Here is a 26,192-nt window from a genome sequence, read left to right on the forward strand (position 1 = left end):
GAATGATCCCGATCACATGTTCGGGTGGAGCATCGGGAGGGCCCATGGCCGATCCGAAACCAGCCACCGTCAGCAGAAGACGTCTACCGACGGGAACACTCCCCGGCGGAGGGGCCGTCGTGGTCGGTGGTGGTGTGCTCAGCGGCTGCTCCGGCCGTCGGGACGTGGCACGGCACGACACCGCCGACCCCTGGCGTCGGTTCGCCGGGTGCACCTTGAACCTCGTCTCCGAGAACACGGCGCCCCTCGGCGCCATCGCCGCCGACGCCCGGCGCTTCACCGAGCTGACCGTTATCCACGTCGACATCGTCACGCCGGGACTGTCCGTGCTCGTGCGGAAGGCGGCCCTGGACCTGGCATCCGGCCAGTCGCGGTACCAGGTGTTCGAGCCCTGTGCCGACGGGCTGGTCGATCCGCTCGACCCCGCCGGGGACCCCTCGTTTCCGGGCGAGTCGTCGGAGTTCGACGACTCCGTCCCGCCGCAGATGGACGTGTCCGGGCGCTTCGGGGGCCAGCGGGTACTGGCGCTGCCCTACGACTGCGCCACGATGATCTGGCAGCACCGTAGGGACCTCGGCCCTGCTGTCCGTGACGCCGGGAGCGCCGGCGGGTTACGGACTGGTCCGCGGCGGGACGCGGGGCAGGAAGCACCTGTCCTTTCGGATCATCTTGGTTCGGATGACCCCCGTCGCCGCGGTGGTGCTCCCGCTGTTCCCGATGTTCCGCCAGGTCGTGCTGATCGACACCGTGGCGGGGCTGGTGCTTGCCTATCTCACGTTCGATCCGCCGCTCGCGGTCTGGCTGCTGAGCGCGTTCTTCGCCGACGTCCCGTGAGCACTCGAGGAATCGGCCAAGGTGGAGGGGCGCACCGACTGGCAGGCTTTCCGACACGTGGTGCTGTCGTTGACCCGGTCGGGACTTGTGACCACCTTCGTGTTCTGTCCGCTGTTCGTCTGCTGGTGTTCACCTGGAACGACTACACCCTCGCGCTCGTATTCAGCGGTCCGCACTCGCGGACGTTACCGATGGCCGCCGGCCAGCTGGTCACCCGGTCAGGTATCGACTGGGGGCAGCTGTGCGCCATCGGCACCTTCGTCGTGGTGCCGATGATGCCGGCGGGACTGGCAGTCCGCCGGTGGTTGGTCACCGGCCTGACCCTGGGAGCAGTGACCGGAGAGTGAACGAACTTCCAACGTCGATGCGCGCTTCCGTGCTGCGTGACGTCCACGACATCGTCGTCGAGGACCGGCCCGTTCCGCGTCCCGGCCCGCACGAAGTGCTGGTCCGGGTGAGCGCGGTGGGAACCTGCGGTTCCGACACGCACTACTACGAACACGGCAGGCTCGGGGAGTTCGTGGTCCGCGAACCGCTGGTCCTCGGGCACGAGGCCTCCGGCACGGTCGTCGCACGCGGTTCCGAAGTGTCCGGACACGAACCCGGCACCCGGGTCTCTCTCGAACCGGGGGTTCCCTGCATGGCGTGCCACGAGTGCCGGTCGGGGCGCTACAACCTCTGCCCGGATGTGCGGTTCTTCGCCACCCCGCCCGTCGACGGGGCGTTCTGCGAGTACGTGCTCCTGCACGAGCGGTTCGCCTACCCGGTGCCCGAGGACATGTCGGACGAGGCCGCCGCCCTCGTCGAACCGCTCTCGGTGGCCGTGTGGGCGTGCCGCAGGGCGCGGGTGGCCCCCGGCGACCGTGTGCTGATCACCGGGGCCGGGCCGATCGGGTTGCTCGCGGCGCAGACCGCGCGTGCCTTCGGGGCCACCGAGGTCGTGGTGACCGACGTGACCGAGCACAGGCTGCTGATGGCCTCGGAGCTGGCCGCCGCCGACACCGTCAACGTCGGTGAGCGGAATCTGTCCGCCCGCGGGTACGAACCGAACGTGCTGCTGGAATGCTCCGGCAACGCCGGGGCCGCCGCCGAGGCGGTGGGCACTCTGGCCCGCGCCGGGCGCGCCGTGTTCGTCGGCCTGGGTGGGGACGAACTCACCCTCCCGATCTCGCACGTGCAGACCCGCGAGATCGAGCTGACCGGCACCTTCCGGTACGCCAACACCTGGCCGACCGCCATCGCGCTCGCCGCGTCCGGCGCGGTGGAGCTCGACAGGCTGGTCACCCACCGGTTCGGACTGGACCGGGTTCCCGAGGCGCTCACCCTGTCCGCACGCGACGACACGGCGATCAAGGCCGTCGTCCGCCCCCAGGAATGACGATCCCGAACAGGACCCGCGCAGCCACGCGCTCGCTTCCCGGCGAGGCCTCGGAACCACCGAGAGGTCCACCAAGCGAGCGCTCCGGCAACGGAGAGGACGAACCCGGCGAAGCGAAAGGGAGGGGCCGTGGCCGCCGCCCGACCATCGGAAGCCGCGGTGGAGCGCCGCAGGCGGGAGATCTTGCGGTTCGTCGTCGATCGGGGCAGGGCTCGCATAGACGAGCTGGCCGAGCGTTTCGGCGTGAGTCTCATGACGATGCACCGCGATCTCGACGACCTGGCCGCGCGCCATCTGCTGCGCAAACTGCGCGGTCGGGTGGAGTCCTTCCCCTCCCTGACCATGGAGACTGCAACCAGGTTCCGGGTCGGGCTGCACGTCGCGGAGAAGGAGGCGATGGCGGCGGTGGCGGTCGGCGAGGTCCGCCCGGACACCACCGTCATCCTGGACGACTCCAGCACGCTGTTCCCGTGCGCCCGCAGGCTCACCTCGGTCGAGAGTCTGACCGTGGTGACCAACTCGTTCGTGGTGGCGCGGACCCTGTCAGGCGCAGAGCGGGAGGTACTGCTGCTGGGGGGACGTTTCCGCGGCGAGTTCGAGTCCTGCACCGGGCCGGACGTGCTGCGCGGCCTCTCGCGGTTGCGCGCCGACCTGGCGGTGATGTCGGCGACCGCGGTCGCCGACGGCCGGTTGTACCACCCGATCCAGGACTTCGCCGAGATCAAGGAAGCCATGTGCGCTGCCGCCGAACGCAGCGTGCTGCTCGTGGACCACTCGAAGTTCGGCAAGACGGCCACGTACTCCCACGGCACAGTGGCGGCGTACGACCTGGTGGTCACCGACGGGACCACCCCGCAACAGGAGATCGCGGCCATCCGGGCGTTCGGCACCGAGGTGCGGGTCACCCCCGCCGACCCGGACGAACACCTTCCCGGAGAGACCGTCCGAGACTGAGGAACGAGGCCCCAGTGCGCGCAGCTGTCATCGAAACACCCGGAAAACTGTCGGTCACCACCGTCCCCGATCCCGAACCCGGTCCCGGGGAGGTGGTCGTCGAGGTCGACGCCTGCGGTATCTGCGGCACCGACATCCACATCGTCGACGGCGACTTCGCCCCGGCTCCCTACCCGATCGTGCCCGGCCACGAGTTCGCGGGCAGAGTCGCCGCCCTCGGATACGGAGTGACGAGCCTTCGGGTCGGGGATGCCGTGGCGGTGGACCCCTCGTTGTTCTGCGGCAGCTGCCACTACTGCGCGCTGGGCCGCGGCAACCTCTGTGAGGACTGGAACGCCATCGGCAACACCAGGGACGGGGCCTGCGCGGAGTACGCGCTCGCTCCCGCCGCCAACTGCCACCGGCTCCCGGAGGGCGTGACAGCGGCGCGGGCCGCGCTGATCGAACCGCTGTCCTGCGCCGTGCGCGGTTTCGACCGGCTTCCCCGCCGGCTCGGCGAGCACTACCTCATCTACGGGGCGGGGACGATGGGGCTGCTGATGGCCCAGCTCGCCCGCCGGGGCGGCGCCACCTCGGTGTCGGTCGTCGATCTCAACGAGGAGCGGCTGGAGGTGGCCGAGCGGCTCGGCGCGGACGCCACCGCCACGTCGGCCGAGGCGCTGCACGCCCGCCACGGCTGGGAGGTCGTGGTGGACTGCACCGGCGTCGTCGCCGCGATCGAGGACGGTCTCGGCAGGGTGCGTCCGGGGGGAACCTTCCAGCAGTTCGGCGTGGCCCCGGGCGAGGCGACCGCGTCGTTCTCCCCGTTCCGGGTCTACAACGAGGAGATCACCATCGTGGGCAGCATGGCGGTGCTGCACAGCTATTCCCGGGCCGTGGAGCTCATGGGCAGCGGAGCGGTCGACGCCGACACCATGATCAGCGACGCCTTCCCGCTGGACTCCTACGAGGACGCGGTCCGCAAGTTCCGGGCCGGAACCGGCCGCAAGCTGCAGATCCTTCCGAATTCGACTCCCGAGTCGCAGGACGGCACCAGATGAGCACCGAACACGAGTCAGCACCCGGTTCCGGGGAGCTGGTCGCTGGGATCGATTCCTCCACGCAGTCCACGAAGGTCGTGGTGTGCGACGCCGCCAGCGGAGAAGTGCTGCGCAGCGCCAGCGCCGAGCACCACGACGGAACCGAGATCGACCCCGAGGTCTGGTGGAACGCCCTGTGCCGCGCCACCGACGGCCTGCTGGACGGCGTGTCGGCCATCGGGGTGGGGGCTCAGCAGCACGGGTTGGTCGCGCTCGACGCGGACGGCGCCGTGGTGCGGCCCGCCCTGCTGTGGAACGACACGCGCTCGGCGGAGGCCGCCGAGCGGATCACCGCGGAGTTCGGCGGGGCGGCCGCCGTGGCGGGCATGACCGGAACCGTTCCGGTGGCGAGCCTGACGGTCGCCAAACTCCGGTGGATGGCCGAGCACGAGCCCCGGCTCGCGGACCTGGTCACCGACGTGGTGCTGCCGCACGACTGGCTCACCGCCAGGCTCACCGGCGGGGAGTACGTCACCGATCGCGGGGACGCCTCGGGCACCGGCTACTGGTCGCCGGGCGAGGGACGCTACCGCCACGACCTGCTCGCCCGGGCCTTCGGCGGACGTTCGCCGAACACCCCGCGTGTGCTCGCCCCCGGCGAACCCGCGGGGACCACTCCCTCCGGCGTGCTCGTCTCGGCGGGCACCGGGGACAACATGGCAGCGGCCCTGGGGTTGGGGATCGCTCCCGGCGACGTGGTGGTTTCCCTGGGGACCAGCGGTACCGTCTTCGCCTGTTCCGGGACCGCCACCGGGGATCCGACGGGCACCGTAGCCGGGTTCGCCGACGCCACCGGCAGGTTCCTGCCGCTGGTGTGCACGCTCAACGCCGCGCGGGTGCTCACGTCGACAGCGGAACTGCTGGGTACCGACAACGCTGGATTCGACCGGCTGGCCCGTTCGGCCGAGCCGGGGGCGGGCGGGCTGACGCTGCTGCCCTACCTGGACGGGGAGCGCACCCCGAACCTGCCCGGCGCCACCGGGACGCTGCACGGGCTCTGCAGGGACAACATGACCCCCGAGAACCTGGCCCGCGCGGCGGTGGAGGGAATGCTGTGCGGCCTGGCCGAGGGGCTGGACGCGCTGCGGGGCCAGGACGTGCCGGTGCGCCGCGTGCTGCTCATCGGCGGAGCCGCCCGTTCCGAGGCGGTGCGCCGGGTGGCGCCGGGGATCTTCGGCGTGCCGGTGACCGTTCCCCGCCAGGCCGAGTACGTCGCCCTCGGGGCGGCGCGGCAGGCGGCCTGGAGTCTGGCGGGCACCGACCGGCCGCCGGAGTGGCCACTCGCGACCGAGGTCGATCTGCCCGTGGACGACGAGTCGGACGGCGCCCGGATCAGACAGGCGCACCGTTCGACGCTGCACCGGATGCATCCCGGTGTCCACGGTTGAAGTCCACCGCCCGGGTGACGGGCGGGTTCCCACGGCGGAGGAGCGTGTTGCGTGGCTGACGCTCAGCTACGGTGACGCGATCCGCCGACAGCGGGGAGCGGTTGGCGTACCAGGAGGGCCTGGCCGGGCCGCCCCGCGAATGCTCGCGTGGGTGATCGCGCGGTGAAACGCGCCCTCCGCTTCCCGCGTCGGACGCCGACGATTTCGAGCGGTCCCCACGACGCGCCGGGCTCTCGTCACTGGCTGCTGTCCGTACCAGCCTGACACCGGCCATGACGGGGAAACATTTCTTCGGACGAACGTGGTCATCGGTGGGCCGAATAAGTTCCTCGACGATCGGACCGGATTCGGAGAAACGGATGTCGAGGTCGAAGTCCTCGACAGCAGGAGACTCGGCCTCCCCATCGGTGGTGGTCTCGGCCACCGCCGGCATGGGGACCTCGGAATCGGTGGAAACAGTCAACGCAACCTCCATCATTCGGTAATCGTGGTTATCGCGGGGCCCTGCCTGTCAGGGATTCCGCGCTCCCGACCAGGAGACGACGACACGCGTGTGCTTTTTCTCGATGACGCGTCACCTGGAGAGTTCGCTGGTCGGCCGCGTAGCGGGAAACACCTCGATACGCGCGCCGGGACCGCCCCGCAGATCGCGGTCCCATCGCCGCAGCAGCTCGACGTACTCGTCGGCCACCGCGTCCGCCTCGGGCCCATGGGCGTACACGCCGTTCTCGAACGTGTCGCCGCCTTCGAGAGGCCGCTTCGTGCGGTAGGCGAAACTGCTTCCCCGGAGCAACGTCGGAACTCCGCGCAACGCGGCACGTGTCACGAGCCCACGTTCGACCGCGTCTTGCCGTGCCGCGAGCAACCCGAGCGGGCCGCCGCGCTGCTGTTGGAAGCGCTGCCGTTGGCCGAGCCCCGAAGGTCCGGACGAGTGGGAACGAAACTGCTCGATTTCCATCGGGAGTCCCGAGCGTTCGCCTCCGTCCCCGCCGTGCGGCGGGCGCGGGAGGCGATCATGGACCTCATCCACCGCTGACTTCGACGAAAGGTGCCGTGTTGATCCGCGTCGGTATCACCGGGCATTCCAGCCTGACCCCCCGAACCCGTGAGATGGTGCGCGCCGCGCTGCGCACCACCCTGCGGCCCCACGTCCAACACGGCTTGCACGGGGTGACCTGCCTGGCGCGCGGTGCCGATCAGCTCTTCGCGCACGCCGTGCGCGATGTGGGCGGTTCCTACGAGGTGGTCCTGCCCGCTGACGACTACCGTGACGCGAAGGTCAAGCCCGACGACCTGCCCGAATTCGACACCTTGGTCGAGTACGCGACCACGGTCCACATCATGCCGTTCTCCACCTCCGGACGTGCGGCCTACCAGGCCGCCAGCGCTCACATACTGGACACTGTGGACTGGCTTGTCGCCGTCTGGGACGGACAGCCCTCCGACGGCGCGGGCGGAACCGGTGACACCGTCGCGGCCGCCCGCGAGCGCGGCCTGCCGGTGACCGTCGTCTGGCCCGAAGGGGCCGCACGCGATTGACCCGGGGTACCGGGGCGAACCCGCTCGGCCCGGGAGGATTCCCGTGAGACCGCGCCGCGCGGATGATCGTGAGCGGACAACGAAATTCGGTGGCCGGTCGCTGTATGATCACACCGAGCGGGCCGCTCGTCGCCGAGTGCGTGCCGTGTTGCCGGGCGAGAACACCGACGAAACGAGCACCCGTGGCCGACGGTACCGAAGTCGAGACCGACGTCGAGCTGATCGACCCGCCACCGGGGCGGGTGGTGCTCACTGATCGCCGGACGCGGCGAAGCTGGCCGGTCGAGCTGGCTGCCTACCGCATCGCCGCGACCCCGGTCACTCAGGCCCGCTACGCCGAGGTCACAGGGCTGCGTCCCAGCGCGGCACGGGGTGACCAGCTCCCCGTTGAGAGCGTCTCCTGGTGGGACGCCGTTCGCTTCTGCAACGCGTTCTCCCGGCTGCGGGGGTTCGAGCCCGCCTACCGCCTGCACGAGCACGACGGCTCCGCCGAATGGGACACCACGGCCGACGGCTACCGGCTGCCGACCGAAGCGGAATGGGAATACGCCTGCCGCGCGGGCACCACCGGGCCGCGGTACGGACCGCTCGACGAGATCTCCTGGTACCGCGACAACTCCGGCGAACGGCCGCACGAAGTGGGCCGCAAACAGCCGAACCCGTGGGGTGTGCACGACACGCTCGGCAACGTCTGGGAGTGGTGCTGGGACTTCTACGACCCCGAGGTCTACGGCACCTACCGGGTCCTGCGTGGCGGCGGTTGGTTCGACGAGCACTGGAGCTGCCGCGCCTCGGTGCGCCGCCGTACCCACCCGACCAACCGGCTCGACGACATCGGTTTCCGCGTAGCTCGCGGGGCGGTGCCGGAGCGCGAGAACGGTTGAGGGCTTCACAGCGCTTCCCGTCCGTTCGGCGCGGCCGACAGCGACGGGGTTGTCGCGGCGACCCGCTCGGCCAGCTCGAGGGCCCATTACAGGATCCAGCGGGTGCGCAGGGCCAGGTGACAGGCGAGGTGGTCACCGCTGACCGGGTCCGTGGTGGGGGTTCCATCGACGACGCTCGGCGTCGTAGCCGGTCAGGAGGACGCGCCGGTCGTGTGTACCGAACAGGCGCTCGTGCGGCACCAGCGTGCCGAGATCCTCTTAGCGACAGCCGGTCCCGGAGCCCTCGAAGTCGATGACGTCCGGATGTTCACCGTCGGTGAGCAGGATGTCGCAGCTGGAGAAGTCCTGTGCACGACCCCTCGGGCACAGTGCGTTTCGGCCGCCGGTGCCGTCTCGCTCAGGGCGGCCCCGAGCTGGGTCGCGGCCGCGTGTGCGGGGCTGCTGCCTTTCGGCAGGGTGCGCAGCCGTCGGCGGTGTTCCGGCAGCTCCGCCAGGAGGCTCGCCCGACAGGCTGTGCGGTCGGGCGGCTACCTGCCCGATCTCGTGGTCGCCTCGTGCGGGGAAGGTCGGGCACCCTCATTCGGGTGGCGGCCAGCTAGGACAGCTGTCCGGCCCGCGCATCGTGGGCGAGGACGTCGGGCACGCGTGGTTCGGGGGGTGAGCGGCCGCGCGCGGGCCGGTGTTCTCGCGGTGGCAGCGGTCCCGCCATCGGTGGGTGTAGATCTTCAGTGCCGCGCGTTCGGCGAAGAAGATCACGCCGCGTGCGCCGGAACCGAAGGGGAGAGGCGGAGCGAATCCGAGGTCGAGGGCCGTTTCGGCGCCGCGGCGTGCGCGGTCGATGTCGTGTTCAAACCGTTCTCCGGAGCGGGGTGTGCCGATCCCGAGATCGCTGGAAGGTTGGCGCCCGGGCCACGCCCGATCTCCCAACTGTGACGAACCGACCGCACAACGGGGCCACCCGTGCCCAGGCGAGGGCTCCCGGGCGGGAACTAAGCTGCCCTCATGCCCGAATCGCACGTACATCGCCGTGAGTCCCTTCGCGGCCACCTGCGCGAGCGTGAGGTGGACGCGATGCTGGTGACCAACCTGCTCAACATCAGGTACCTCACCGGCTTCACGGGATCCAACGCGGCCCTGCTGGTGCACGCGGCCGACGCCGAGAGCTCCGAGACGCGCACGGTGTTCTGCACCGACGGTCGTTACGAGACGCAGGCCGCCTCCCAGGTCCCCGAGCTCGAACACCTCATCGACCGGGCCAGCGCAGCCGAGCTGGCCCGCCGGGCCGAGTCCCGGTCCGAGACCTACCGGCGGGTCGGTTTCGAGAGTCAGCACGTCACGGTGGACGGGTTGGAGGAGCTGCGGGGCACCGCGCCCGGGGTGGAGCTGGTGCGCGCTCCGGGACTGGTGGAGAGCCTGCGGTTGTTCAAGGACGAGAGCGAGATCGAGGCGCTGCGCATGGCGTGCGCGGCGGCCGACCGGGCGCTGGCCGAGCTGATCGAGCACGGCGGGCTGCGCCCCGGGCGCACCGAACTCGCCGTGGCGCGCGAGCTGGAGAGCCGGATGCTCGACCACGGCGCTAGCGGTCCCTCCTTCGAGACGATCGTGGCCACCGGAGCCAACTCGGCCGTGCCGCACCACCGCCCCACCGAGGCGGAGCTGGCGACGGGCGACTTCGTCAAGATGGACTTCGGTGCCCTCGTGGACGGCTACCACTCCGACATGACCCGTACGGTCGTACTGGGCCAGCCCGCCGAATGGCAGCGCGAGGTCTACGAGCTCGTGGCCGCGGCCCAGGCGGCCGGGCGCGAGGCCATCAGGGTGGGCACCGAGGTGCGCGACGCCGACTCGGCGGCGCGTGACGTGGTCACCTGGGCCGGTTACGGGGAGCGGTTCTCGCACGGTCTGGGGCACGGTGTGGGACTGGAGATCCACGAGGCACCGGCCCTGTCCCAACGCGGGGAAGGTACCATCGAGGCCGGGATGGCGGTCACCGCCGAGCCCGGTGTGTATCTGCCTGGGCGGGGCGGCGTCCGCATCGAGGACACGCTGGTCGCGCGTGCGGACACGCCGGAGTTGCTCACCTTGACGACGAAGGAGCTCGTCGTCCTCTAGGTGGGGCAACGTGCGCTCGATCCCGCTTCTCGGTCGCGCGCCAGCTCGAACGGCGAACATCTGCAGCCTTAGCACAGGAGAGACTCCGACCGTGGCCACCACGAACGACCTGAAAAACGGAATCGTGCTCAACATCGACGGGCAACTGTGGACCGTCACGAGCTTCCAGCACGTCAAGCCGGGCAAGGGCGGCGCCTTCGTGCGCACCACCCTCAAGAACGTGCTCTCCGGCAAGGTCGTGGACAAGACCTTCAACGCCGGTGTCAAAGTCGAGACCGCCAACGTCGACCGCAGCGAGATGACCTATCTCTACAACGACGGCGTCGACTATGTGTTCATGGACCCCGACACCTACGACCAGGTGAGCGTCTCGCCGGAGACCGTGGGTGACTCCGCCGGCTACATGCTGGAGAACAGCACCGTCACTCTGGCCCGCCATGAGGGGGAGCCGCTCTACGTCGAGCTGCCCGCCTCAGTGGAGCTGACGGTCGCCCACACCGATCCCGGTGTGCAGGGGGACCGTTCCACCGGCGGCAGCAAGCCCGCCGAGCTGGAGACCGGGGCGACCGTGCAGGTCCCGCTGTTCATCGAGACGGGCGAGAAGATCAAGGTGGACCCGAGGGACGGGCGCTACCTGGGACGCGTCAAGTGAGCGGCTCTCGGTCGGTCGGTATGCTGGCCCGACTGTGCTGTACAGGACCGCGCGCTGCCGAAAAGAGGGTGTGAGTTGGGCGCACGTAGCAAGGCCCGCGAACGCGCGGTGGAAGTGCTTTACGAGGCCGACCTGCGGGAGCTTCCCCCCGACACGTTGCTCCGGGAGCGCGTCGGGTCCACGGAGGCGCCGGCCGTCGGTGAGTACACCATCACGCTCGTCTCCGGCGTGGCCGAACACCGCGAACGGATCGACGAGTTGATCGTCGAGTACTCCCAGGGGTGGGCGCTCTCCCGCATGCCGGTCGTGGACCGGGCCGTGCTGCGGCTCGGCTTCTTCGAGCTGCTGTGGGAGGACGACATTCCCCCCGCCGTGGTCATCGACGAAGCCGTTCAGCTGGGCAAGGCGCTCTCCACGGACGACACCCCCAGGTTCGTCAACGGGGTGCTGGGCAGGTTGGCCGGTATCGACGAGCGGCAGCGGAAGTCGCTGCGCTCCTCGGGGGAGCGGTCCGACGCCGGGGACCAGGACGCCGCCCCCGACGAGGGGTCCCCGACGGCCTCCGAACGCTGACCGGCCTCTCCGCCCGGGGTGGCTCGCGAGCCGAACTCCCGGTCTCCCCGTCACCGGCGGGAGGGACCGGGTAAGGGGCGTGCCACCCCGGCGGAGTTCCCACCGGAACGCATCCGGCTGAAGTCCGTGCCGGTTGGCCGCCGCCGGGCGGGACCGTAGGCCGCACGGGGCCGTGCGGAGCGGTACGGCGCCGTACGCCGAAATCTTCCGGTGGTTCCCCGGATCGCTGTTCCTGCAGTCGGTGGACCGCGCCCACCGGCCGGGAACGTCCCGGAAACGGCCGCGCTGTCCCCACGAACGAGGCGCGGCCCGTTCCCGGTGCGGCCCGCACCCGCGCGGGGCGGACGCGGACCGCCGGCTCATCACTCCTCGCGGGCCGGACGCGCCTCGGGGGGAAGGACGCCCCAGTCGATGAGCTGCTCGGTGAGCTCCCCCGGGGACATGTCGTAGATGATGGCCAGGGAGCGCAGGTCCTCGGTCCGGATCGACAGGACCTTGCCGTTGTAGTCACCCCGCTGGCTCTGGATCGTGGCCGCGTAGCGGGCCAGCGGTCCCACCTTCTCCGCGGGAAGCTGTTGCAGCCGTTCGAGGTTGATGACGACCTTCGTGGCGGGTTCCGCGCTGGAGGGAACCCTGCCTTCCGGCAGCAGCTCGGCTACCGGAACACCGTAGAAGTCGGCCAGCTCGGCGAGTTTCTGCACGGTGACCGCACGGTCACCTCGTTCATAAGACCCGACGACCACGGCCTTCCACCGCCCGCCTGACTTCTGCTCGACGCCGTGCAGCGAAAGACCCTGCTGCTGGCGGATAGCGCGGAGCTTGCTGCCCAGCGCCTTGGCGTAGTCGCCCATGTGGCGTTTCTCCGTTTCATTCGCCCCGTCAGCCTAGTTCAAGTTGCCGGGGAGGAACGCTCAGTATTGATACGGAGAGTAATATTCGCTCGCGAGCGTCACCAGGTCAAGTTGCTCATGGAGTGAGTGTGGCACGAATCCCGTTACACCACCCCGGCGGTTGACCCCCCGACGCTGATAGCGTACAGGGCAAGCCCGGCGAGTGCCGGGCTCCTGGCGTCCTTTAACGGCCCGTCCAGTGAGGCGGGGAAGGAGGTCCTTCCGTGGCGTCACGCCAATCGGCGGACGCGGCGGTTCCGGCCGGGGAGCGCGAACTCCTCTCGGCCGGTGACGTCGCGCGCACCGTCGCCCGAATGGCCCATCAGATCATCGAGAAGACCGCGCTCGACAGCGGTGCCGAGCACGTCGTGCTGCTTGGGGTTCCCACCAGAGGAGTTCCCCTCGCCCACCGCATCGCGGAACGCATCGCCACCTTCAGCGGCGTGACCGTTCCCTCCGGGGCGCTGGACATCACCCTGTACCGCGACGACCTGCGTCAGCAGCCGAATCGTCCGCTGGAACCGAGCAGTGTGCCCGCCGAGGGCGTCGATGACGCGCTGGTCGTGCTGGTCGACGACGTGCTGTTCTCCGGTCGCACCGTCCGCTCCGCGTTGGACGCGCTGCGGGATCAGGGCCGTCCCAGGGCCGTGCAGCTGGCCGTGCTGGTGGATCGCGGGCACCGCGAGCTCCCCATCAGGGCCGACTACGTGGGCAAGAACGTGCCGACCGCACGCAGCGAGGACGTCGCGGTTCGGCTCACCGAGGTGGACGAGGCCGACGCGGTGCTGCTGCGCCGCCCCGACACCTCCTCGAGCCAGCACACCGGTGACCACTCCTCGAGCGCGGCGACCGACCCAGCCGAATCGGCCGGAGGAAACCAGTGATACGACACCTGCTCACGGCCGACGGGCTCGACGGCGAAACCGTGAACACGGTGCTCGACACCGCCGACACGCTCAAGCGGACGCTGCTGGGCAGGGAGGTGCGCAAGCTCCCCACCCTGCGCGGACGCACCGTGATCACGATGTTCTACGAGAACTCCACCCGCACCAGGGTCTCGTTCGAGGTGGCGGGCAAGTGGATGAGTGCCGACGTGATCAACGTGTCGGCCTCGGGTTCGTCCACCGGCAAGGGCGAGTCGCTGCGCGACACCGCGCTGACCCTCTCCGCCGCCGGGGCGGACTGCGTGATTCTGCGGCACGGCGCCTCCGGGGCGCCGCACCGGCTCGCGGAGTGGCTGGATCACACCGGTACCAAGGTCGTCAACGCCGGGGACGGGACCCACGAGCACCCCACCCAGGCGCTGCTGGACGCCGCGACGCTGCGGGAGAGGCTCGGCGAGCTGGCGGGCAGGCGGATCGGCATCGTCGGTGACCTGCTGCACAGCCGCGTGGCCCGTTCCAACGTCCACCTGCTGCGCACGCTCGGGGCCGAGGTCGTGCTGATCGCGCCCCCCACCCTGGTTCCGGAGGGCGTGGAGAGCTGGGGCGCCACCGTCACGCACGAGCTGGACCCGCAGCTGCCCGGGCTCGACGCCGTCATGGGGCTGCGCGTGCAGGCCGAGCGGATGAACGGCGGGTTCTTCCCCACGGCCAGGGAGTACTCGATCGGCTACGGGCTCAGCGCCGCCCGGACGGCGAAGCTGCCCGAGCACGCGGTCGTGCTGCACCCCGGGCCGATGCTGCGCGGAATGGAAATCGCGCCGCAGGTGGCGGACTCGCCACGCGCGGCCGTCGAACAGCAGGTCCGAAACGGTGTCCACGTGCGGATGGCCGTGCTGTACCACCTGCTGGCCGGAGAGGAGAGCACGGCGTGAACGATGTCGAGCGACCGGCGGGCGATCCCGGCCGTCGGACACTGCTGCGCGAAGTACGCCCCTACGGCACCGGTGAGCCGGTGGATCTGCTGATCGAGAACGGTGTCGTCGCCGCGATCGGGCAGCAGACCGGAACCGACGCCGACGAGATCGTGCACGCCGGGGGAGCGGTACTGCTGCCCGGCTTCGTGGACCCGCACACCCACCTGCGGGAGCCCGGCAGGGAGGACGCCGAGACCGTCGAGACCGGTTCGGCGGCCGCCGCGCTCGGGGGCTACACGGCGGTGCTGGCCATGGCCAACACCGACCCGGTGGCCGACAACGCGGTGGTGGTCGAACACGTGCGGCGCCGGGGCCGGGAAATCGGACTGGTGGACGTGCGCCCCGTCGGCGCGGTCACCGCCGGGCTGGCCGGGCAGCGGCTCGCCGAGATCGGGGCGATGGCGCGCTCCCGGGCCGAGGTCAGGGTGTTCTCCGACGACGGTCACTGCGTGGACGACCCGCTGCTGATGCGGCGCGCGCTGGAGTACACCCGGGCGTTCGGCGGGGTGGTGGCCCAGCACGCCCAGGATCCGAGGCTGACCCCCGACTCGCAGGCGCACGAGGGGCCGAACGCGGCGCGCCTCGGGCTGGCGGGCTGGCCCGCCGCCGCGGAGGAGTCCGTGGTGGCGCGGGACTGCATGCTCGCCGAGCACACCGGCGGGGCGCTGCACGTGTGCCACGTCTCCAGCGCGGGCACCGCGGAGTTCCTGCGGTGGTGGCGCTCCCGTGCGACGGGGGGCTCGGTCTCGGCCGAGGTCACGCCACACCACCTGCTGCTCACCGACGAGCTGCTGGAGACCTACGACCCCCGCTACAAGGTCAACCCGCCGTTGCGCACCGACGAGGACGTGCGCGCGCTGCGCGCGGCGCTCGCGGAGGGCGTGGTGGACTGCGTCGCCACCGACCACGCGCCGCACGCCGACCAGGACAAGGACTGCGAGTGGTCGGCGGCCAGGCCGGGCATGCTCGGCCTGCAGACCGCGCTGTCGGTGCTGGTGCGCACGATGGTGCGCCCGGGGCTGCTGGACTGGCGTGGAGTCGCCCGGGTGCTCAGTGAGGCCCCCGCCCGCATCGCGGGGTTGTCCGAGCAGGGGCGCCCGGTCGCCGTCGGCGAGCCGGCCAACCTGACCCTGGTCGACCCGGACGCGGAGTGGACGGTCCGGGGGGCCGAACTGGCGAGCACCTCGGTCAACACGCCCTTCGAGGGAATGGTGCTGCCGGGGCGCGTGCTGGCGACGATCTCCGCCGGGCGGATCACCGCCCGGGACGGCAAGGTCGAGCCCGTAGGGGGGCGGTTCTGATGGCGCGCACGCTCTGGGTCATCGGACTGGCCGCGCTGGCCGTGCTGGTCCTCTACGGGATGCGCAGGGGCTGGAACAACCGCAAACGCGGGCACGCCGAGCTCGTGGGATCGCTGCCCCCGGTGCCGGGGGAGCTGAGCTCGCTGCGGGAGCTGCTGCCCGCCTCGGTGGGGCTGTACGTGGGGACCACCGTCGCCGGTGACTGGCAGGACCGCGTCACGGCGGCGACGTTGGGCAACCGCTCCGGTGCCACGCTCAGGCTGTACCCCGAGGGGCTGCTGCTCGACCGGGACGGTACCGAGCCCCTCTGGATTCCGGCCACCGCGATCCACGACGCACGCGTCGACCACAAGCTGGCGAACAAGGTCGTCCCGGGTGTCGGCATGCTGGTGATCACCTGGCGCCCGGGAGACCGGCTTTCGGGGAGCCGGCTGGTCGACAGCGGGTTCCGGCACGGCGACGAGAGCGATCCGGGGACGTGGGTCGACGCGATCAGGGCACTGCCCGCCGCAGCCACCGATTCCGAATCCGACCACGACTACGCCGCGGTTGAGCGGCAGGAGGAAACATGACCGCGCAGGCCCCCGCCGCCCTGGTGCTGGAGGATGGCCGGATCTTTCGCGGCGAGGCCTTCGGAAGTGAGGGCTCTTGCTTCGGGGAGGTCGTCTTCAGCACCGGCATGACGGGATATCAGGAGACGTTGACCGATCCGTCGTACCACCGGCAGATCGTGGTGGCCACGGCGCCACAGATCGGCAACACCGGCTGGAACGACGAGGACGACGAGTCGCAGCGCATCTGGGTCGCGGGCTACGCGGTGCGCGACCCGGCGCGCAGACCGTCCTCGTGGCGCGCCACCCGCACGTTGCAGGAGGAGCTGCGCAGGCAGGGCGTGGTCGGCATAGCCAACCTGGACACTCGGGCGCTCACGCGCCACATCCGGGAACTGGGCGCGATGCGCGCGGGTGTCTTCTCCGGCGAGGACGTCACCGACGACCAGCGGATGATCGAGCGGGTCGTTTCCGGAGACCGGATGCTGGGCGCCGACCTGGCCGGTGACGTCACCACCGCCGAGTCCTACGTCGTGCCCGCACGGGGGCAGCGCCGGTTCACGGTGGCAGCGCTGGACCTGGGGATCAAGTCCAACACCCCGCGGATGCTGGCCGAGCGCGGCGTCGAGGTGCACGTGCTGCCGCTGTCGTCCTCGCTGTCCGAGATCACGGCGGTGGAGCCCGACGGGGTGTTCCTGTCGAACGGTCCGGGTGATCCCGCCACCGCCGACCACGCGGTCGAGCTGACCAGGCAGGTGCTCTCGCGGCGCCTGCCGCTGTTCGGGATCTGCTTCGGCAACCAGATCCTGGGCCGCGCGCTCGGGCGGGGAACCTACAAGCTCCCCTACGGGCACCGGGGCATCAACATCCCGGTGATCGACTCCGACACCGGCAGGGTCGCCATCACCGCGCAGAACCACGGCTTCGCGGTGCGCGGTGAGCCGGGGGAGCACTTCGACACCGAATTCGGCCGTGCCGTGGTCAGCCACCACTGCGCCAACGACGGCGCGGTCGAGGGACTGCGGCTGCTGGACGCTCCCGCCTTCAGCGTGCAGTACCACCCCGAGGCCGCGGCGGGGCCGCACGACGCCGCCAACCTGTTCGACTCCTTCGTACGACTGATGAGCGAGGCACGCTGATGCCGAAGAGGACCGACATCAACCACGTTCTGGTCATCGGCTCCGGTCCGATCGTGATCGGCCAGGCGTGCGAGTTCGACTACTCCGGAACCCAGGCCTGCCGGGTGCTGCGTTCCGAGGGGATGCGGGTCACGCTGGTCAACTCCAACCCCGCCACGATCATGACGGATCCGGAGTTCGCCGACGCCACCTACATCGAGCCGATCACCCCGGAGTTCCTGGAGAAGGTGATCGACGCCGAACGTCCGGACGCGCTGCTGGCCACGCTGGGCGGCCAGACCGCGCTGAACACCGCCGTGGCGCTGCACGAGCGGGGTGTGCTGGAGAAGTACGGCGTGGAGCTGATCGGCGCCGACATCGACGCCATCCAGCGCGGCGAGGACCGCCAGCGGTTCAAGGACATCGTGCGCTCGGTGGGCGGCGGTGTGCCCGAGAGCAGGGTGTGCAACTCGATGGACGAGGTCCGCGACTTCGTCAGCGAGCGCGGACTGCCCGTGGTGATCCGTCCCAGCTTCACCATGGGCGGGCTCGGTTCGGGCATGGCTCACACCCACGAGGAACTGGAGCGGATGGCCTCGCTGGGGCTGACCGAGTCCCCGGTGCACGAGGTGCTCATCGAGGAGAGCGTGCTCGGCTGGAAGGAGTACGAGCTGGAGCTGATGCGCGACCACGCCGACAACGTGGTCGTGATCTGCTCGATCGAGAACGTCGACCCCATGGGGGTGCACACCGGCGACTCGGTCACCGTGGCCCCGTCGATGACGCTGACCGACCGCGAGTACCAGCACATGCGCGACGTGGGCATAGACGTGCTGCGCGAGGTCGGGGTGGACACCGGCGGTTGCAACATCCAGTTCGCCATCCACCCGAGCACCGGCCGCATGGTCGTCATCGAGATGAACCCGAGGGTCTCGCGCTCCTCGGCGCTGGCGTCGAAGGCCACGGGTTTTCCGATCGCCAAGATCGCGGCGAAGCTGGCCATCGGGTACTCGCTGGACGAGATCCCCAACGACATCACCGAACAGACCCCGGCCAGCTTCGAGCCCACGCTGGACTACGTGGTGGTGAAGGCCCCCAGGTTCGCCTTCGAGAAGTTCCCGGGCGCCGACACCGGGCTGACCACCACGATGAAGAGCGTCGGTGAGGCCATGGCACTGGGGCGCAACTTCACCGAGGCACTGGGCAAGGCGATGCGGTCGCTGGAGTCCTCCCGGGCCGGTTTCTGGACCGTGCCGGATCCGGAGGGCGTGACCCTGGACTCCACGCTGGACGAGCTGACCAACGGTCACGACGGCAGGCTCTACACCGTCGAGCGGGCGTTGCGGATGGGGGCCACGGTGGCCCAGGTGCACGAGGCATCCGGGATCGACCCCTGGTTCATCGACCAGATCGCGGCGCTGGTGGAGCTGCGCGAGGAGATCCTCGCCGCCCCCGTGCTGGACGCCGAACTGCTGCGGCGCACCAAGCGCGCCGGGATCTCCGACAGGCAGATCGCCGCGCTGCGGCCCGAGCTCGCCGGTGAGTACGGGGTCCGCTCGCTGCGGCACCGGCTCGGGGTGCGTCCGGTGTACAAGACGGTGGACACCTGCGCCGCCGAGTTCGCCGCGGCCACCCCGTACCACTACTCGGCGTACGAGTCCGACCCGGCCGCCGAGTCCGAGGTGGCGCGGCAGCGCGAACGGCCGAAGGTGATCATCCTCGGTTCGGGCCCCAACCGCATCGGCCAGGGCATCGAGTTCGACTACTCCTGCGTGCACGCCGCCATGGGGTTGCGCGCCGCTCCCGACAACGGGGGCAGCGGCTACGAGACGGTGATGGTCAACTGCAATCCGGAGACCGTCTCCACCGACTACGACACCTCGGACCGGCTGTACTTCGAGCCGCTGACCTTCGAGGACGTGCTGGAGGTCGTGCACTCCGAGCAGGCCTCGGGGACGGTCGCCGGTGTGGTGGTCCAGCTCGGTGGTCAGACACCGCTGGGGCTGGCGCGCAGGCTCGCCGAGGCCGGAGTGCCCGTCGTGGGAACCCCGCCGGAGGCGATCCACCTCGCGGAGGACCGTGGTTCCTTCGGTGAGGTGCTGGCCCGGGCCGGGCTGCCCGCCCCCAGCTACGGCACCGCGACCTCCTTCGAGGGCGCCAAGCGCATCGCCGACGACATCGGCTACCCGGTGTTGGTGCGCCCGTCCTACGTGCTCGGCGGTCGCGGTATGGAGATCGTCTACGACGAGGCCTCGCTCGAGAACTACATCGCCCGCGCCACCGAGGTCACACCGGAACACCCCGTGCTGGTGGACAACTTCCTCGACGACGCGATCGAGATCGACGTGGACGCGCTGGCCGACGGGACCGACGTCTACATCGGCGGGGTGATGGAGCACATCGAGGAGGCCGGGGTGCACTCCGGCGACTCGGCCTGCGCGCTGCCGCCCATCACGCTCGGAAGGCAGGACATCGAGAAGGTCCGCCGCTGCACCGAGGCCCTGGCGGAGGGGATCGGGGTGCGTGGCCTGCTCAACGTGCAGTACGCGCTCAAGGACGACGTGCTCTACGTCTTGGAGGCCAATCCCCGGGCCTCCCGCACCGTGCCGTTCGTGTCCAAGGCCGCCGCCGCGCCGCTGGCCAAGGCGGCCGCCCGGATCATGTTCGGCGCCAAGATCGCGGACCTGCGGGCCGAGGGCATGCTGCCACCGCAGGGGGACGGGGCGGACCTGCCGCCGCACGCCCCCGTCGCGGTCAAGGAGGCCGTGCTGCCGTTCCACCGGTTCCGCACGCCGGAGGGGCACGGCATCGACTCGCTGCTCGGCCCGGAGATGAAGTCCACCGGCGAGGTGATGGGCATCGACACCGCTTTCGGACAGGCCTTCGCCAAGTCCCAGAGCGGTGCCTACGGCTCGCTGCCGACCTCCGGGCGGGTGTTCGTCTCGGTGGCCAACCGGGACAAGCGCTCGATGGTCTTCCCGGTCAAGCGTCTCGCCGACCTCGGGTTCGACGTCTGCGCCACGGCGGGCACCGCCGAGGTCCTGCAGCGCAACGACATCGCCTGCACCGTGGTCCGCAAGCACAACGAGGACCCGGCCGACTTCGGCGCCCCCTCGGGCGTCGAGACCGACGGGGACCGCGACGTCATCGACCTGATCAAGGCGGGGGAGATCGACATGATCTTCAACACCCCCTACGGCAACCCGGGCCCCAGGGTGGACGGCTACGAGATCCGCACCGCGGCGGTTTCCCGCGACGTCCCCTGCATCACCACCGTGCAGGGCGCCGCCGCGGCGGTGCAGGGCGTGGAGGCGGCCATCCGGGGCAACATCGGTGTGCGGCCGCTGCAGCGGCTGCAGGCCACGCTGCGCGGCGATCGGAGTGGTGAGATCCGATGACGGCTGTTCAGGCGGCCTTCGGGCAGCGCCTCCGCGAGGCCGTGAGCGCCCGGGGGCCGCTCTGCGTGGGGATCGACCCGCATCCCGCGCTGCTGCACGCGTGGGGCCTCGACGAGACCCCCGCCGGGGTGGAGCGGTTCGCGATGACCGTGCTCGAGGCGGTGGGCGAGCAGGTGGCCGTGGTGAAACCGCAGTCGGCCTTCTTCGAGCTCCACGGCTCACGCGGTCTAGCCGTGCTGGAACGCGTGGTGGCCGAGTGCGGCAAGCTCGGCACCCTGGTGATCCACGACGTCAAGCGCGGCGACATCGGTTCCACCATGACCGCCTACGCCAACGCCTACCTCGACGATTCCTCGCCGTTGGCGGCGGACGCCATCACGGTGTCCCCCTACCTGGGGTACGGCTCGCTCGCGCCCGCCGTGGGCATCGCCGCCCAGACCGGGCGCGGGATCTTCGTGCTGGCCCGCACCTCCAATCCGGAGGCGGTCGGGCTGCAGCGTTCGGTCACCTCGGAGGGCAACACGGTGGCTCAGTCCATCGTGGACGCCGCTGCGGAGAGCAACGCCGGATCCGAACCGCTGGGGCACGTCGGCGTGGTCACGGGCGCCACGATCCGTCCCGGTGAGCTCGACCTCACCGCGCTGAACGGTCCCGTCCTCGCGCCCGGCCTGGGAGCGCAGGGCGCTACCGTGCAGGGGCTGCGTTCGGTTTTCGGATCGGTGCTGCCCAACGTGCTGCCCGCCGCCGCTCGGGAGCTGCTGCGTCACGGTCCGGACGTCGGGGAGATCCGCGCGGCGACCCGGCGCCTGGCCGCCGATCTCTCGGGTGTGTTCGGTCACTGACCCTTCCGCCGGGCCTCGTTCCGGTAGGCCGGTGGGTGCCCCGTGGAGCCCGTGGCTTCGCGAGGTACTCACCGGCTCCGCCGCGACGATGGTGGTGAGCTCGGATCTCACGAAGCAGCGGTGTCACCCGTAGGCGTGATGATTCAATTCCGTCCGTGTCCACAGAAGTCATTCCACGATGGCGGGCGCCGTTCCACGGAGCCGGAAGACGGGGAAGAATCGCTCGGCACATCGCCGGTTTCCTCGGCGCTCTGGTCGTGCGGCATCGGCGTCTCTCCCTCGTGATCGCCGCGTTCGTTCTGCTGTTCTCCCTGGCCGGTCTGTGCGCGGTCTATCTGTTCAGCGGGGGCGAGGCCGTCTACCAGATACGTGGCGACCTGCAGGTCTACCCGTGGGCGGTCCGCTCCTGGGTGACCGACGGCCGGATTCCCCGAGGCTGGGCGCCGTTGAGCAACGGAGTGTTGCTGCCCTGGGTCTACCCCCCGTTCGCCGTGCTGCCGCTGAGCCCGTTCGGGCTCGTACCGATGTGGCTGGCCACGGCCTCGCTCTGGGCGCTGAACGTCCTCGCGTTGGCCACGGTGATCCACCTGGTCACCAGGCACTGCTGGCCCTCGGTGGGGCCGCGTGGTGCGGCCGTGGTGACTCTGGCAGCGCTCTCGCCGAGCCTGTGGCTCGAACCGGTGCACTCGGGCTTCGGTCAGGGGCAGGTGAACCTCCTGCTGATGGGCGTGATCGCGCTCGACTGCCTGGCGCCCTGGCCGAGGTGGCCTCGGGGCGTGCTGATCGGCGCGGCCGCCGCGATCAAACTCACCCCGGCGGCCTTCGTGCTCTTCTTCCTGGTGCGGCGCGACACGAGATCCGTGATCAGACTCGTCGTCACCGGAGCGGCCTGTACCGCCCTCGGTTTCGCGGTGGACGCGCGGGCTTCGGTCGACTACTGGTTCCGCGCCGGGCCCGCTTCCGAGGTGGCCGGGCACCCGCTCAACAGCAACCAATCGGTCATGGGCGCGCTGGCCCGGATGATGCCGAACTCGCCCTGGCAGGTGATCGCGTGGGCGATCATCACCGCGTTGCTCGTCGGGGTGGTCGTGGGAGTGCTGCGTCGGTGTGACGCACCGACCGGAATGGTCGCGGTGGGGTTGCTCACGCTGCTGGTCTCGCCGACCTCCTGGTCGAACCACTGGGTCTGGTGCGTGCCGGCCGTGCTGCTGCTGTTCGGTGCCGCGCTGCGCCGGGGTGGTTACCTCCTTCCGGCCGCCGGGGTTCTCGTAACCGCGACCGTCGTGGTGGCTCCCTACCACTTCCTGCCGCACGGGCAGCGGCGCGAACTGGGCTGGACACCTTGGCAGCACCTGATCGGCGACTGCTACGTGCTGCTCGCGGTGCTGGCCCTGCTGCTGCTGTGGTGGCGGCTGCGCCGCGTCGAACCGGGCGTGAACACCGGCGTGTCGCTCGTGTGGACGAGCCCGAACGGCGCTGACAGCCCCGCGTCGGTGTGATATCAACCACTTTTCGGTGGGGTTTTTCGAGGCGGGGATCACGAACCGGCTCGATACCGGCCCGAGAACCACTTCCTCGCGACGTTCGTGAACGTCCTCCCGGTCCCTCTGTCGAAGAGCCGGATGCGGTTTCGCTCACACCTGCCGCGACCACCTCGTGCGTCCCGTACTGACCTGCGATGAGTCGCTCTGCGTCGCTCAACCGCACGGAAATCGGACAGTTGGAGGCAGTTTTGCCCCGGGTTAGTGCACTTCAGCCTCGTTGTTGGTAGTACTTGCAGCGGCCGGTGCTCGTCAGCGTCGCGGGCGAGTCATCCGACAGGCCGGGCGACGGGAGAACCGATGAAGCCGACACCGAAAAGGCGGACCCGCGTTGTAGCGAGCTGACCTGGGTCGGTACCGTCGCCGCACCGATCAAGAAAACCCACATCACGGAGGACATGGTGGCCCTTCCCCAGCTGACCGAGGAGCAGCGGGCTGCGGCACTCGAAAAGGCGGCTGCCGCCCGTCGCGCCCGCGCTGAGCTCAAGGAGCGCCTCAAGCGCGGTGGGACCAGCCTGGCCGAGGTCTTGGACAGTGCCGACAACGACGAGACCCTCGGCAAGATGAAGGTCTCCGCGCTGTTGGAGGCCCTTCCCGGCGTGGGCAAGGTCCGCGCGCAACAGATCATGGAGCGGCTGGAGATCGCGAACAGTCGCAGGCTGCGTGGTCTCGGTGAGCGTCAGCGCAAGGCGCTGCTCGCCGAGTTCAACGGGGCGTGATCGACGCGGACGACGGCGTGCTGCCGGGGAGTGCCCCCAGGGGCACACCCCGGCTCACCGTCGTTTCCGGTCCCTCCGGTGTGGGCAAGTCGAGCGTGCTCGACGAACTGCGCGAACAGGCACCGGAGATCTACTTCAGCGTGTCCGTAACCACTCGTCCGCCGCGTGCCGGTGAGATCGACGGGGTGCACTACCACTTCGTCGGCCGCGAGGAGTTCGAACGCATGATCGCCACGGGCGAGATGCTGGAGTACGCCCATTACGCGGGCAACTACTACGGCACCCCGCGCGAACCGGTGGAACGCGCGCTCGAGTCCGGTCGCCCCGCGGTGCTGGAGATCGAACTGCAGGGGGCGCGCCAGGTGCGGCGGAGCATGCCGGACGCCCAGCTGGTCATGCTGTTGCCCCCTTCCTGGGACGATCTGGTCCATCGGCTGACCGGCCGGATGACGGAGGACCCCGAGGTGGTCCGGCGGCGGCTGGAAACGGCGCGTGCCGAACTGGCGGCCCGCTCCGAGTTCGACGCCACCGTGGTCAACGCCGACGTGCGGAAAGCGGTGGACGAGTTGGTACGATTGATAGTCGGTCCCCCTGCCGGGCAGTCGCTGTCCTCGGGCGATCGGTAAACGTTCCGGCGCTCCGGTCGTGGTGTCGTCCGCGTCGTGAACCGAACTTCCCGGGCGACGGCCCGAGGGATTTTCAGCGGTTCGACGCGGCTTCGCGCCCCGGGCGGCGGGGACTCGGATCGACCAATTTGATCGCCGTCGGAGAGCACAGGAGCCACACAGGTGAGCATCCCCAACTCGCTGACCGCCTTCCCCGGCGGCCAGTCTTCCAACACCAAGTCCCAGCCGAGCGGTGGCGCGGCCGAGGGGATCACGGATCCGCCCATCGACGATCTGCTGGACAACGTCAGCTCGAAGTACGCGCTGGCCATCTTCGCCGCCAAGCGGGCGAGGCAGATCCAGGACTACTATGCCCAGCTCGGCGAGGGACTGCTGGAGTACGTGGGCCCGCTGGTCGAGCCGGGGCCGCGTGAGAAGCCGCTGTCCATCGCACTCCGCGAGATCCACGCGGGTGTGCTGCAGCACTCCGAGGGCGCGTGAGTGACGAGCGGGGGGCGCGGAGCGCGCCCCGCATCGTTCTCGGCGTGGGCGGTGGTGTCGCCGCCTACAAGGCCTGCGAAGTGCTGCGGGGACTGACCGAGAGCGGTCACGACGTTCGGGTGGCTCCCACCGCCGCCGCGCTCCGCTTCGTGGGGGCGGCCACGTTCGAGGCACTGTCCGGGCATCCGACACGAACCGACGTGTTCGACGACGTGCCCAGCGTTCCCCACGTGCGGCTCGGGCAGGAGGCCGATCTGGTGGTGGTCGCTCCCGCCACCGCCGACCTGCTGGCACGGGCCGCCAACGGCATCGCCGACGACCTGCTCACCTCGACCCTGCTGACGGCGCGCTGTCCGGTGCTGCTGGTTCCGGCCATGCACACCGAGATGTGGGAGCACCCGGCGACGCGGCACAACATCTCGCTGCTGCGCTCCAGGGGAGTGGTGGTCGCCGAGCCGGACAGCGGACGGCTCACCGGTGCCGACTCCGGGAAGGGGCGTCTGCCCGATCCCGTCGAGATCGTCGACCTGGCGCGGTTGCTGTTGGCCGAACCCACCGGGCTTCCCCGTGATCTGGAGGGGCGCAGTGTCGTCGTCTCCGCGGGTGGCACGCGCGAGCCGCTGGACCCGGTGCGCTACCTCGGCAACCGTTCCTCGGGCAGGCAGGGCTTCGCCCTGGCCAGGGTGGCCGCGCACCGGGGTGCCGATGTCACGCTGGTCGCCGCGAACACCGCCGACCTCGTGGTTCCGGCCGGGGTCCGGCTCCGGCGGGTGGGTACCGCCGAGGAACTCCGATCCGAGCTGCTCGAGGTCGCGGACGGGGTCGACGCGGTGGTGATGTCGGCCGCTGTGGCCGATTTCCGGCCCTCCGGGAGCGCCGAGCACAAGATAAAGAAGAATTCGGGCGATCCGCCCCCGGTGGAACTGAGCCGCAACCCGGACGTGCTGGGAGAGCTGGTCCGCCGGCGTGCGAACGGGCGACTTCGCACCGAGGTGATCGTCGGGTTCGCGGCGGAGACCGGTGACCCGGACACCACGGTGCTGGAGTACGGCAGGAAGAAGCTCGCGCACAAGGAGTGCGACCTGTTGGTGGTCAACGCGGTCGGTGACGGCCGGGCCTTCGAGGTCGAGGACAACGCGGGATGGCTGTTGGCCTCCTCGGGCATGGAGCACCCCGTGCCGCACGGTTCGAAGACCCTGCTTGCGTCCAGATTGTGGGATGCCGTGGTCGAGCAGTTCGCTGCCGGGGACAGCTGAGCTTAGTCTGAGACCGGACGTTACCCGCCGTGCTCGCCCTCGGGCGTGACCAGTGCGATGAGGTTTTTCGATGGGTCCCGACCAGCGTCGGTTGTTCACCAGTGAGTCCGTGACCGAGGGCCATCCGGACAAGATGGCCGACTCGATCAGTGACGCGATCCTGGACGCGATGCTGGCGCAGGACCCGCGTTCGCGTGTGGCGATGGAGACCATGATCAC

Annotated in this window: 26 protein-coding genes; 24 read left to right on the plus strand and 2 right to left on the minus strand. The window is 70.2% G+C overall.

The window, feature by feature from the left end; genetic code table 11:
• Window positions 1-678: 678 nt before the first annotated feature.
• The 6 genes from BLQ75_RS23865 (at window position 679) to xylB (ending at window position 5,633) form a co-directional block, all read left to right on the plus strand.
• The gene (locus BLQ75_RS23865; RefSeq protein WP_211481280.1) at window positions 679-834 is read left to right on the plus strand and encodes a hypothetical protein; all 156 of its coding nucleotides are present in this window, start codon (window positions 679-681) and stop codon (window positions 832-834) included.
• A gap of 125 nt (window positions 835-959) precedes the next feature.
• Window positions 960-1,181, plus strand: a complete 222-nt coding sequence (locus BLQ75_RS23870) for an ABC transporter permease family protein (RefSeq protein ID WP_211481281.1) — start codon at window positions 960-962, stop codon at window positions 1,179-1,181.
• Window positions 1,182-1,198: 17 nt separating this feature from the next.
• Window positions 1,199-2,212, plus strand: coding sequence for an NAD(P)-dependent alcohol dehydrogenase (locus BLQ75_RS10250; protein WP_092601098.1), 1,014 nt, complete (start codon window positions 1,199-1,201; stop codon window positions 2,210-2,212).
• 129 nt (window positions 2,213-2,341) lie between these two features.
• Window positions 2,342-3,166 carry a DeoR/GlpR family DNA-binding transcription regulator gene (locus tag BLQ75_RS10255; RefSeq protein WP_170837418.1) on the plus strand — a complete coding sequence of 275 codons (825 nt, stop codon included), beginning with the start codon at window positions 2,342-2,344 and terminating at the stop codon, window positions 3,164-3,166.
• 14 nt (window positions 3,167-3,180) lie between these two features.
• Window positions 3,181-4,206, plus strand: a complete 1,026-nt coding sequence (locus BLQ75_RS10260; RefSeq protein WP_092600961.1) for a zinc-dependent alcohol dehydrogenase family protein — start codon at window positions 3,181-3,183, stop codon at window positions 4,204-4,206.
• Entirely contained in the window at window positions 4,203-5,633 is a 1,431-nt protein-coding gene (gene xylB / locus BLQ75_RS10265) for a xylulokinase (RefSeq protein WP_092600963.1), read from the plus strand. The genes BLQ75_RS10260 and xylB overlap by 4 nt, the downstream gene beginning before the upstream one ends.
• A gap of 574 nt (window positions 5,634-6,207) precedes the next feature.
• Here the strand turns inward: xylB and BLQ75_RS10275 are convergent.
• The gene (locus tag BLQ75_RS10275; RefSeq protein WP_211481282.1) at window positions 6,208-6,591 is read right to left on the minus strand and encodes a class I SAM-dependent methyltransferase; all 384 of its coding nucleotides are present in this window, start codon (window positions 6,589-6,591) and stop codon (window positions 6,208-6,210) included.
• Between the two features lie 98 nt (window positions 6,592-6,689).
• Here BLQ75_RS10275 and BLQ75_RS10280 point away from each other — a divergent pair, with 98 nt between their 5' ends.
• The 5 genes from BLQ75_RS10280 to nusB all read left to right on the plus strand — a co-directional run bounded on the left by BLQ75_RS10280 (window position 6,690) and on the right by nusB (window position 11,393).
• A complete protein-coding gene (locus BLQ75_RS10280) occupies window positions 6,690-7,172 on the plus strand; it encodes a hypothetical protein (RefSeq protein WP_092601102.1) in 483 nt (160 codons plus the stop codon).
• Between the two features lie 182 nt (window positions 7,173-7,354).
• Window positions 7,355-8,056 carry a formylglycine-generating enzyme family protein gene (locus tag BLQ75_RS10285; RefSeq protein ID WP_211481283.1) on the plus strand — a complete coding sequence of 234 codons (702 nt, stop codon included), beginning with the start codon at window positions 7,355-7,357 and terminating at the stop codon, window positions 8,054-8,056.
• Window positions 8,057-9,058: 1,002 nt separating this feature from the next.
• On the plus strand, window positions 9,059-10,168 hold the full coding sequence (locus BLQ75_RS10295; protein WP_092600969.1) for a M24 family metallopeptidase: 1,110 nt from the start codon (window positions 9,059-9,061) through the stop codon (window positions 10,166-10,168).
• Between the two features lie 91 nt (window positions 10,169-10,259).
• A complete protein-coding gene (gene efp, locus BLQ75_RS10300; RefSeq protein WP_092600971.1) occupies window positions 10,260-10,820 on the plus strand; it encodes an elongation factor P in 561 nt (186 codons plus the stop codon).
• 75 nt (window positions 10,821-10,895) lie between these two features.
• A complete protein-coding gene (gene nusB, locus BLQ75_RS10305; RefSeq protein WP_092600973.1) occupies window positions 10,896-11,393 on the plus strand; it encodes a transcription antitermination factor NusB in 498 nt (165 codons plus the stop codon).
• Window positions 11,394-11,755: 362 nt separating this feature from the next.
• Here the strand turns inward: nusB and bldD are convergent, their stop codons facing one another.
• Window positions 11,756-12,244, minus strand: a complete 489-nt coding sequence (bldD, locus tag BLQ75_RS10310) for a transcriptional regulator BldD (RefSeq protein WP_043574581.1) — start codon at window positions 12,242-12,244, stop codon at window positions 11,756-11,758.
• A 263-nt stretch (window positions 12,245-12,507) separates the two neighbouring features.
• Between bldD and pyrR the strand changes: the two genes are divergently transcribed.
• The 13 genes from pyrR to BLQ75_RS10375 form a co-directional block, all read left to right on the plus strand.
• Window positions 12,508-13,167, plus strand: a complete 660-nt coding sequence (gene pyrR / locus BLQ75_RS10315) for a bifunctional pyr operon transcriptional regulator/uracil phosphoribosyltransferase PyrR (RefSeq protein WP_092600975.1) — start codon at window positions 12,508-12,510, stop codon at window positions 13,165-13,167.
• Complete coding sequence (locus BLQ75_RS10320) at window positions 13,167-14,099, plus strand: aspartate carbamoyltransferase catalytic subunit (RefSeq protein WP_092601104.1); 933 nt, start codon at window positions 13,167-13,169, stop codon at window positions 14,097-14,099. Before pyrR ends, BLQ75_RS10320 begins: the two co-directional genes overlap by 1 nt.
• Window positions 14,096-15,442 (plus strand): dihydroorotase, encoded by a 1,347-nt coding sequence (locus BLQ75_RS10325; RefSeq protein ID WP_092600977.1) that lies wholly within the window; start codon window positions 14,096-14,098, stop codon window positions 15,440-15,442. The genes BLQ75_RS10320 and BLQ75_RS10325 overlap by 4 nt, the downstream gene beginning before the upstream one ends.
• Window positions 15,442-16,014 carry a PH-like domain-containing protein gene (locus BLQ75_RS10330; RefSeq protein WP_092600979.1) on the plus strand — a complete coding sequence of 191 codons (573 nt, stop codon included), beginning with the start codon at window positions 15,442-15,444 and terminating at the stop codon, window positions 16,012-16,014. The genes BLQ75_RS10325 and BLQ75_RS10330 overlap by 1 nt, the downstream gene beginning before the upstream one ends.
• The gene (gene carA, locus BLQ75_RS10335; RefSeq protein ID WP_092600981.1) at window positions 16,011-17,132 is read left to right on the plus strand and encodes a glutamine-hydrolyzing carbamoyl-phosphate synthase small subunit; all 1,122 of its coding nucleotides are present in this window, start codon (window positions 16,011-16,013) and stop codon (window positions 17,130-17,132) included. The genes BLQ75_RS10330 and carA overlap by 4 nt, the downstream gene beginning before the upstream one ends.
• Window positions 17,132-20,509, plus strand: coding sequence for a carbamoyl-phosphate synthase large subunit (gene carB, locus BLQ75_RS10340; protein ID WP_092600983.1), 3,378 nt, complete (start codon window positions 17,132-17,134; stop codon window positions 20,507-20,509). The genes carA and carB overlap by 1 nt, the downstream gene beginning before the upstream one ends.
• The gene (gene pyrF, locus BLQ75_RS10345; RefSeq protein WP_092600985.1) at window positions 20,506-21,351 is read left to right on the plus strand and encodes an orotidine-5'-phosphate decarboxylase; all 846 of its coding nucleotides are present in this window, start codon (window positions 20,506-20,508) and stop codon (window positions 21,349-21,351) included. The genes carB and pyrF overlap by 4 nt, the downstream gene beginning before the upstream one ends.
• 155 nt (window positions 21,352-21,506) lie before the next feature.
• Complete coding sequence (locus BLQ75_RS10350) at window positions 21,507-22,850, plus strand: glycosyltransferase family 87 protein (RefSeq protein ID WP_170837419.1); 1,344 nt, start codon at window positions 21,507-21,509, stop codon at window positions 22,848-22,850.
• Window positions 22,851-23,293: 443 nt separating this feature from the next.
• Window positions 23,294-23,611, plus strand: a complete 318-nt coding sequence (mihF, locus tag BLQ75_RS10355) for an integration host factor, actinobacterial type (protein WP_043575279.1) — start codon at window positions 23,294-23,296, stop codon at window positions 23,609-23,611.
• On the plus strand, window positions 23,608-24,237 hold the full coding sequence (gene gmk / locus BLQ75_RS10360) for a guanylate kinase (protein WP_092600989.1): 630 nt from the start codon (window positions 23,608-23,610) through the stop codon (window positions 24,235-24,237). Before mihF ends, gmk begins: the two co-directional genes overlap by 4 nt.
• 162 nt (window positions 24,238-24,399) lie before the next feature.
• Window positions 24,400-24,717 (plus strand): DNA-directed RNA polymerase subunit omega, encoded by a 318-nt coding sequence (gene rpoZ, locus BLQ75_RS10365; protein ID WP_092600991.1) that lies wholly within the window; start codon window positions 24,400-24,402, stop codon window positions 24,715-24,717.
• Window positions 24,714-25,973, plus strand: coding sequence for a bifunctional phosphopantothenoylcysteine decarboxylase/phosphopantothenate--cysteine ligase CoaBC (gene coaBC / locus BLQ75_RS10370; RefSeq protein ID WP_211481285.1), 1,260 nt, complete (start codon window positions 24,714-24,716; stop codon window positions 25,971-25,973). Before rpoZ ends, coaBC begins: the two co-directional genes overlap by 4 nt.
• A 70-nt stretch (window positions 25,974-26,043) precedes the next feature.
• Window positions 26,044-26,192 (plus strand): S-adenosylmethionine synthetase N-terminal domain-containing protein (locus BLQ75_RS10375; protein WP_244515424.1); only part of this gene is annotated, 149 nt, incomplete at its 3' end.

Origin of the sequence: Actinopolyspora xinjiangensis, from assembly GCF_900104475.1 — a bacterium.
Taxonomy (GTDB): domain Bacteria; phylum Actinomycetota; class Actinomycetes; order Mycobacteriales; family Pseudonocardiaceae; genus Actinopolyspora; species Actinopolyspora xinjiangensis.

Coding starts and splice junctions, on each gene's coding strand:
- xylB (WP_092600963.1), top strand. CDS start 4,203: ATGAGCACCGAACACGAGTCAGCACCCGGTTCCGGGGAGCTGGTCGCT.
- bldD (WP_043574581.1), bottom strand. CDS start 12,244: ATGGGCGACTACGCCAAGGCGCTGGGCAGCAAGCTCCGCGCTATCCGC.
- BLQ75_RS10250 (WP_092601098.1), top strand. CDS start 1,199: ATGCGCGCTTCCGTGCTGCGTGACGTCCACGACATCGTCGTCGAGGAC.
- BLQ75_RS10295 (WP_092600969.1), top strand. CDS start 9,059: ATGCCCGAATCGCACGTACATCGCCGTGAGTCCCTTCGCGGCCACCTG.
- pyrF (WP_092600985.1), top strand. CDS start 20,506: ATGACGGCTGTTCAGGCGGCCTTCGGGCAGCGCCTCCGCGAGGCCGTG.
- BLQ75_RS10275 (WP_211481282.1), bottom strand. CDS start 6,591: ATGGAAATCGAGCAGTTTCGTTCCCACTCGTCCGGACCTTCGGGGCTC.
- BLQ75_RS23865 (WP_211481280.1), top strand. CDS start 679: ATGACCCCCGTCGCCGCGGTGGTGCTCCCGCTGTTCCCGATGTTCCGC.
- carA (WP_092600981.1), top strand. CDS start 16,011: ATGACCGCGCAGGCCCCCGCCGCCCTGGTGCTGGAGGATGGCCGGATC.
- carB (WP_092600983.1), top strand. CDS start 17,132: ATGCCGAAGAGGACCGACATCAACCACGTTCTGGTCATCGGCTCCGGT.
- BLQ75_RS10330 (WP_092600979.1), top strand. CDS start 15,442: ATGGCGCGCACGCTCTGGGTCATCGGACTGGCCGCGCTGGCCGTGCTG.